The sequence below is a fragment of the Micromonospora sp. NPDC048843 genome, from assembly GCF_040649965.1.
Taxonomy (GTDB): domain Bacteria; phylum Actinomycetota; class Actinomycetes; order Mycobacteriales; family Micromonosporaceae; genus Micromonospora; species Micromonospora hortensis.
The window spans coordinates 1-7565 of record NZ_JBEZGJ010000254.1 but is presented as its reverse complement, the minus strand read 5'-3'; the positions used below and the strand labels follow the sequence as shown (position 1 = coordinate 7565).

At 70.4% G+C, this 7565-nt stretch carries 6 protein-coding genes; 3 read left to right on the top strand and 3 right to left on the bottom strand.

The window, feature by feature from the left end; genetic code table 11:
* Nucleotides 1-332: 332 nt before the first annotated feature.
* From AB0C20_RS33660 to groES, 3 genes are all read right to left on the bottom strand, one after another.
* Nucleotides 333-2105 carry a molybdopterin-dependent oxidoreductase gene (locus AB0C20_RS33660; protein ID WP_357569516.1) on the bottom strand — a complete coding sequence of 591 codons (1773 nt, stop codon included), beginning with the start codon at nt 2103-2105 and terminating at the stop codon, nt 333-335.
* Between the two features lie 134 nt (nt 2106-2239).
* Nucleotides 2240-3880, bottom strand: a complete 1641-nt coding sequence (groL, locus tag AB0C20_RS33655; RefSeq protein ID WP_210783328.1) for a chaperonin GroEL — start codon at nt 3878-3880, stop codon at nt 2240-2242.
* Between the two features lie 70 nt (nt 3881-3950).
* Nucleotides 3951-4265 carry a co-chaperone GroES gene (gene groES, locus AB0C20_RS33650; RefSeq protein ID WP_030330046.1) on the bottom strand — a complete coding sequence of 105 codons (315 nt, stop codon included), beginning with the start codon at nt 4263-4265 and terminating at the stop codon, nt 3951-3953.
* Nucleotides 4266-4524: 259 nt separating this feature from the next.
* Here groES and AB0C20_RS33645 point away from each other — a divergent pair, with 259 nt between their 5' ends.
* From AB0C20_RS33645 to AB0C20_RS33635, 3 genes are all read left to right on the top strand, one after another.
* On the top strand, nt 4525-5721 hold the full coding sequence (locus AB0C20_RS33645; protein ID WP_357189470.1) for a methyltransferase domain-containing protein: 1197 nt from the start codon (nt 4525-4527) through the stop codon (nt 5719-5721).
* 37 nt (nt 5722-5758) lie between these two features.
* Nucleotides 5759-6238: a Cys-tRNA(Pro) deacylase gene (ybaK, locus tag AB0C20_RS33640; RefSeq protein WP_357189468.1), complete on the top strand. Its 480-nt coding sequence runs from the start codon at nt 5759-5761 to the stop codon at nt 6236-6238.
* Between the two features lie 179 nt (nt 6239-6417).
* Nucleotides 6418-7503, top strand: coding sequence for a substrate-binding domain-containing protein (locus AB0C20_RS33635; RefSeq protein WP_266304430.1), 1086 nt, complete (start codon nt 6418-6420; stop codon nt 7501-7503).
* The last annotated feature ends 62 nt before the right edge of the window (nt 7504-7565 follow it).

The window sequence follows — 7565 nt, the reverse complement described above, 5'->3', positions numbered from 1 at the left end:
GCAGATCTTGGACACTTTCCGTTCGGCGCGAACGGAAAGTGTCCAAGATCTGCATGCACTGGGGTACCACCGGTCAACCAGCCGACCCGCCGGCCCGCCGACCCGAAGGAGAGTCGCGGGAACCAGCACCGCAGGCGCGAACCAGCCCGCCGATCCGCTGAGCAGGTCGCGGACACAGCCCTACCGAACCGGCCGCTGAGCAGGCCGCGGACACAGCCCACCAGCACGCACGGCAGGCCGCACGGCAGGCCGCCAGCACAGCACACGAACCCGCAGAGCACGTCGCGGACACACATCGCGGACCCAGCCGGGCGGCCACGCCATGGTGCGGATCAGCGGACGGTGACCGTGATCGTGTGCCAGCCGGTGGCGCCGTCCGGGACGACGTCCTGCGTACGTTCGGTTTGGGTCTCACCTGTCGCGTCGGTCGCGCGGACCTGGAGCCGGTGTTCGCCCGGTGTGGCGTCCCAGCGCCAGGACCACTGCACCCAGGTATCCACTGACACGGTCGGGGCCAGCGCGGCTTCCTGCCACGGGCCCTCATCGACGCGTACCTCGACTCGGCGGATGCCCCGGTGCTGCGCCCAGGCCACCCCGGCGACGGTTACCGGGCCGGCGGTCAGCCGGTTACGTCCCCGGGGCGTGTCGATCCGGGACTGGGTCTTGATCGGCCCCTGGGGGGACCAGCCGCGCGGCACCCAGTACGCGTCGAAGTCGGCGAAGCGGGTCAGCTCCAGTTCGGTCACCCATTTGCAGGCTGACACGTAGCCGTAGAGGCCCGGCACCACCACCCGGACCGGGAAGCCGTGCTCGACCGGCAGCGGCTCGCCGTTCATCCCGACGGCCAGCAGGGCGTCCCGTCCGTCGCGCAGCGCGGCGGTGGGGGTGCCGCAGGTCCAGCCGTCGACCGACCGGCCGACGACCTGATCGGCGTCGTCGTCCGGCTCGACCTCGTCCAGCAGTTCCCGCAGGGGTACGCCGAGCCACAGGGCGTTGCCGATCAGGTCCCCGCCCACCTCGTTGGAGACGCAGGCCAGCGTGACGTACCGCTCGACCAGCGGTCGGGCCAGCAGATCGGCGTAGCTGTAGGTGCGTTCCCTGCCGACCCGTCCGTGGATCCGCAGCCGCCAGGTGTCCGGGTCGACCTGGGGCACCACCAGCGCCGTGTCGATGCGGTAGAACCCGAAGTTCGGAGTGACGTACGGCGCGAGCTGCGTCAGTGAGAGGTCCGCGCCCGCCGGTACGGCAGGTGCGGGGGTAACCGGCGCGGGCAGGCGGATCGCGTCGCGGGCTGCGGACACGCCGCGCCGCCCCGCCAGCCAGCGCCCACCGAGGCCGGCCACCACGGCCGTGCCGAGCAGCACTCCGCTGCCGGTGAGGAATCGTCTCCGCGACTCGGGGTCCACTTCGGCAGGCCCGACCGGTTCGACAGCCGCCGTCGGTCCGGCCGGAGTCACCGGCACCGGCCCTGCCGGCGACACCGGCACCGATTCACCCGGCGGCACCGACTCTCCGGGTGACCCCGGACCAACCGGCGACCCCGGACCCGCCGACCCGGGACCAGCCTGCGATCCCAGGCCAGCGGACGACACCGGACCAGCCTGCGACACTGGACCTGCCGATGGCACCGGGCCAGCGGGCGGGGTGGGTGGGGACCAGGACCAGGGGTCCAGTTCGAACGGTCCGCCGATGAACAGCCAGAGCACCAGGGCGCCGAGACCGGCGCCGATCAGGGACGGCAGCGCGTCGGCGAGGTCGGCGCCGGAGCGGGTCAACGCGGCGGCCACGCCGATGGCGCCGAACGCGGCAATGCCGGCCAGGCCGAGTGCCAGTCGACGGACAGCCAGTACGCCGAAGAGCGCGGCGAAGCCTCCCAGCAACACGGCAGTGCCGACCAGCAGCGCGATCTTGTCGGCGGTGCCGAAGAGGTCGATGGCGAGTTGCTTCAGTGACTCGGGGACGGCGTCGACGATGACCCCGCCGACCGCGACCAGTGGCGCCGACCGGGGACCGGTCAACACCGCGACCGGTTCGGCGATCCCGATCGCGACGGCGGCGGCGGTGATTCCGGCCAACGCGGCGTACCGCCGTGACGTGGTGCTCATCGGCCCAGTGTGCGCGATCATCTCGCCCGGTCGCCAACAACGTCAGCGTTCGGTAATGACCTACCAGCCCGCGAGAACGAGCCGGGGCGCACCGCCTCACGGCGGTACGCCCCGGAACGGGTGTCGCTACCGGATCAGAAGCCCGGGCCGTGCTGGTGGCCGTGACCGTGGCCGTGCCCGCCGCCGGCGGCCGGCTCGGCCTGCTCCGGCTTCTCCACCACGAGGCTCTCCGTGGTGAGCAGCAGACCGGCGATCGAGGCGGCGTTGGTGACCGCGTTGCGGGTCACCTTCACCGGGTCGATGATGCCGGCCTTGACCAGGTCGACGTACTCGCCCTTGGCCGCGTCGAGGCCGTTGCCCCACTTGAGGTCGGCGACCTTCTGCGTCACGACGTAGCCGTCGTGACCGGCGTTCTGGGCGATCCAGCGCAGCGGCTCGACGAGCGCCTTGCGCACTACCGAGACACCGACCTTCTCGTCACCGGTGAAGCCCAGGTCGTCGTCGAGCACCGAGAGGATCTGCACCAGGGCGGCGCCGCCGCCGGGCACGGTGCCCTCCTCGACCGCAGCCTTGGTCGCCGCGATGGCGTCCTCGATGCGGTGCTTGCGCTCCTTCATCTCGACCTCGGTCGCCGCGCCGGCCTTGATGACGGCGATGCCACCGGAGAGCTTCGCCAGCCGCTCGGCCAGCTTCTCCCGGTCCCAGTCGGAGTCGGAGGCCTCGATCTCCTTGCGGATCTGGGAGACCCGGTCGGCGACGTCGGCCTTCTGGCCACCGCCGTCGACGATCGTGGTGTTCTCCTTGTCGACCACGACGCGCCGGGCGGTGCCGAGCACCTCCAGGCCGACCTGGTCAAGCTTGTAGCCCAGCTCCGGGGCGACAAGCTCGGCGCCCGTGGAGATCGCGATGTCCTGGAGCATTGCCTTGCGCCGGTCACCGAAGCCCGGGGCCTTGACCGCGCAGACCTTGAGGGTCTTGCGCAGCGAGTTGACCACCAGGGTGGAGAGCGCCTGGCCGTCCACGTCCTCGGCGATGATCAGCAGGGGCTTGCTGTTCTGCAGGACCTTCTCCAGCAGCGGCAGCAGCTCCTCGATCGCCGAGATCTTCTGGGTGGTGACCAGGATGTACGCGTCCTCGAGGACGGACTCCTGACCCTCCAGGTCGGTGACGAAGTTCGGCGAGATGAAGCCCTTGTCGAACTGGAGACCCTCGGTCACGTCCAGTTCGGTGGTGAGCATCGAGCCTTCCTCGACGGTGATGACACCGTCGCGGCCGACGCGCTCCATCGCCTCGGCGATCAGATCGCCGATCGTGGAGTCCTGCGCGGAGATCGTCGCCACGTTCGCGATCGACTCCTTGCTGGTGACCTCGGCGGCACGGCCGAGCAGCGCCTCGGAGACCTTCATGGCCGCCGCGTCGATGCCCCGCTTGAGGCCGGCCGGGTTGGTCCCGGCGGTCACGTTGCGCAGACCCTCGCGAACCATCGCCTGGGCCAGCACTGTCGCGGTGGTGGTCCCGTCGCCGGCGACGTCGTTGGTCTTGGTCGCCACCTCCTTGACCAGCTGCGCGCCAAGGTTCTCGTACGGGTTGGTGAGCTCGATCTCCTTGGCGATGGTCACACCATCGTTGGTGATCGTCGGCGCACCGAATTTCTTGTCCAGGACGACGTTGCGCCCGCGCGGGCCGAGGGTGACCTTGACCGCGTCCGCGAGGGCGTTGACACCGTGCTCCAGCAGGTGCCGGGCGTCGTCCGAGAAGCTCAGGATCTTCGCCATTAATGTCCCTTCGAAGCGCCATTGCCCCGGCCCGGCGAGCCGGACCGGGGCAGTGGCACTGATCGGTTGCTTACTTCTCGATGACCGCGAGGACGTCGCGGGCGGAGAGCACCAGGTACTCCTCGCCGGCGTACTTGACCTCGGTGCCGCCGTACTTCGAGTAGAGGACGGTGTCGCCGACCTGCACGTCAACCGGAACCCGGTTGCCGTTGTCGTCGACGCGCCCCGGGCCCACAGCGAGGACAGTGCCCTCCTGCGGCTTCTCCTTGGCGGTGTCGGGGATCACGATGCCCGACGCCGTGGTGGTCTCAGCCTCGTTCGCCTGGACCACGATGCGGTCCTCGAGCGGCTTGATCGCAACCTTGGTCGCGGTAGTCACGGGCATACCCTCCTGGGGTACTGGTTTCGTTGCTGGCCAGCGGGGCTGACCAGCGTCAATCTGCCTCATGCCACCGGGCGGTGCCGTCGTCGCGGGTGCCGGTCCGCCTGGCGTGCGCACCCGGGTCGCGAGACCCGGAAGCTGGCACCCTCAGGGTGAGAGTGCTAATCGCAGGTTATTCCGTGGCTAGCACTCCGTCAAGGAGAGTGCCAGCGCGTCGCGCCCCGCCAGCCAGTATTTCCGGGTCGGCCGGGACAATGGCCGGGTGGATCTCGATCAGCTGGCGGCGCTGCGTACCCCTGAGGGGTCGGCCGCGCTCACGGCGGCGGCCGACCTGGCCGGCGGTGATCCACTGGTCGCGGCGTCGGCGCTGCGCGCGACGGGGGTGCCGCCGACGTTGGCCGCGGCGGCGCTGACCCAGGCCGAGCTGCGCCTCCGGGGGGTGGGCAAGTTCGGCTCGGCCGCCGCTGGGATGTTCCTCACCCGTCCCGGTCTGGAGCAGGCCACCCGCCGGGTGGTCGCCGACCGCCGGGCCGCCCGGTTGTACGCGGCCGGCGTGCGCACCCTGGCCGACCTCGGGTGCGGGCTCGGGGCCGACGCGCTGGCCGCCGCCCGGGCGGGCATCCGGGTGTACGGGGTGGAGGCCGACCCGGTGACCGCAACGATGGCCGCCGCCAACGCCGAGGCGGCCGGCCTGGGCGAGCTGTTCACTGTCGAGTGCGGCGACGCGACCGGGTTCGACGTGTCAGTGGTCGACGGGGTCTTCTGCGATCCGGCCCGCCGCACCACCGGCACCGGGCGGCGAATCTTCGACCCGCGCGCCTACTCGCCACCGTGGGACTTCGTCACCGGGCTGGCCGAGCGGGTGCCGCGCACAGTGGTGAAGGTCGCGCCGGGCCTGGACCACGCGCTCATTCCGGCCGGCGCGGAGGCCGAATGGGTCGGCGTCGACGGCGACCTGGTCGAGGCCGCGCTCTGGTGCGGCGAGCTGGCGGAGGTGCCCCGCCGCGCCACCCTCTACCGTCAGCGGGGCACTGAGGTTCACCGCCACCAGCTCACCGGCTCGGGTGCCACCGAGGCACCGGTCGGGCCGCCGCGTCGCTACCTGTACGACCCGGACCCGGCGGTGGTGCGTGCGCACCTCGTGGCCGAGCTGGCCACCGAACTGGACGCCACACTGGGTGATCCGAGCATCGCCTACCTCTACGGCGACCAGCCGATCCGCACCCCGTACGCGCGCTGCCTGGAGATCACCGACGTGCTGCCGTTCTCGCTCAAGCGCCTGCGGGCGCTGCTGCGCGACCGCCGGGTGGGCCGGGTGGAGATCCTCAAGCGGGGTTCGGCGCTCACCCCGGAGCAGCTCCGGCGAGACCTGCGGCTGGCCGGTGACGCGGCGGCGAGTCTGGTGCTCACCCGGGTCGACGGCGCACCGACGGTGCTCGTCGGCCAGCCGGTCGCCTAGCGTCGCCTCGGCCAGCCGGTCGACTAGCCTCGTCGCTGTGGCGGGACAGGGCACGCCGGCGACGGCACTGTTGGTCAAGCGTGGCATCGCACATCGCACCCATCCGTATCGGGTGGCGCCGGACGCCCCGAACTACGGCGCGTTGGTGGCGGTGGCCCTCGGCGTGGCACCGGAGTGCGTGTTCAAGTCGCTGGTGACCGCTGTCGACGGCGCGCTCACTGTGGCGGTCGTCCCGGTCACCGGCGAGCTGGATCTCAAGGCGCTCGCGGCGGCGGTCGGCGGCAAGCGGGCGGCGTTGGCCGACCGGGCGGTCGCCGAGCGGGCCACCGGTTACGTACGCGGTGGGATCAGCCCGCTCGGGCAGCGGCGACGGTTGCCCACGGTGCTGGACGAATCCGCGCTGGCTCTCCCGACGATCTACGTCTCGGCTGGTCGGCGTGGTCTGCAACTCGAACTGGCCGCGGCGGATCTGGTGGCGCTGACCGACGCCCGCACCGCGCCGTTGCAGACCCACTGACGACAGTCGTTACGTCGACTCCCCCGTGGGATACCCAGGGAGTAACAGTCGCGTTGCTGAATTGTTATCGCTCCCAACAAACTATGCACCTGCGCGGTCTTGTGGAGCCGGTGTGACGCGAAATACGTTGCCGGACACAACAAAACAACACCTCCCCCACCTCCGAAAGGACCCTGCACATGCGTAAGGGGATCCTCACCATCGCCGCCGTGGGCCTGCTCACGACCGGCGGCTTGACCGCCTGTGGCGACGACTCCGGCGACAAGGCCGCCTCCGCCAAGACCCCCAAGATCGGCGTGATCCTCCCGGACAGCAAGTCCTCGGCCCGCTGGGAAACGGCGGACCGTCGGTTCCTGGAGGAGGCGTTCAAGGCCGCCGGCGTCCAGTACGACATCCAGAACGCCCAGAACGACAAGACGGCCTTCCAGACCATCGCCGACCAGATGATCACCGGTGGCGTGACCGCCCTGATGATCGTCAACCTGGACTCCGGCACCGGCAAGGCCGTGCTCGACAAGGCCAAGTCGCAGGGTGTGGCCACCATCGACTACGACCGGCTCACCCTCGGCGGCTCCGCCCAGTACTACGTCAGCTTCGACAACGAGACCGTCGGCAAGCTCCAGGGCGAGGGTCTGACGAAGTGCCTGACCGAGAAGGGCGCCAAGAACCCCGTCGTGGCGTACCTGAACGGCTCCCCCACCGACAACAACGCCACCCTCTTCAAGGCCGGCTACGACTCGGTGCTCAAGCCGAAGTTCGACGCCAAGGAGTACGTCAAGGGCCCTGAGGACGCGGTGCCGGCGTGGGACAACGCGCAGGCCGCGACGATCTTCGAGCAGCAGCTCACCAAGGCCAACGGCAAGATCGACGGCGTGCTGGCCGCCAACGACGGTCTCGGCAACGCGGCCATCTCGATCCTGAAGAAGAACAAGCTCAACGGCAAGGTGCCGGTGACCGGGCAGGACGCCAGCACCGAGGGCCTGCAGAACATCCTCGCCGGTGACCAGTGCATGACCGTCTACAAGGCGGTCCGGGAAGAGGCCAAGGCCGCCTCCGACCTGGCCATCGCCCTCGCCAAGGGTGAAAAGAAGGACACCGGCCAGACGGTCAAGGACGGCGACCGGGACGTCCCGTCGGTGCTGCTCACCCCGAAGGCCATCTACAAGGACAGCGTCAAGGACGTCATCGCCGACGGCTACGTGACCAAGGAAGAGGTCTGCACCGCGGCGTACACCAAGTTCTGCGCCGAAGCCGGCATCAGCTGACCGACGCCGCAGTACCCGCCGGAACGACCATCGCCGCCCGGCACGGGAGCACCCTCCCGTGC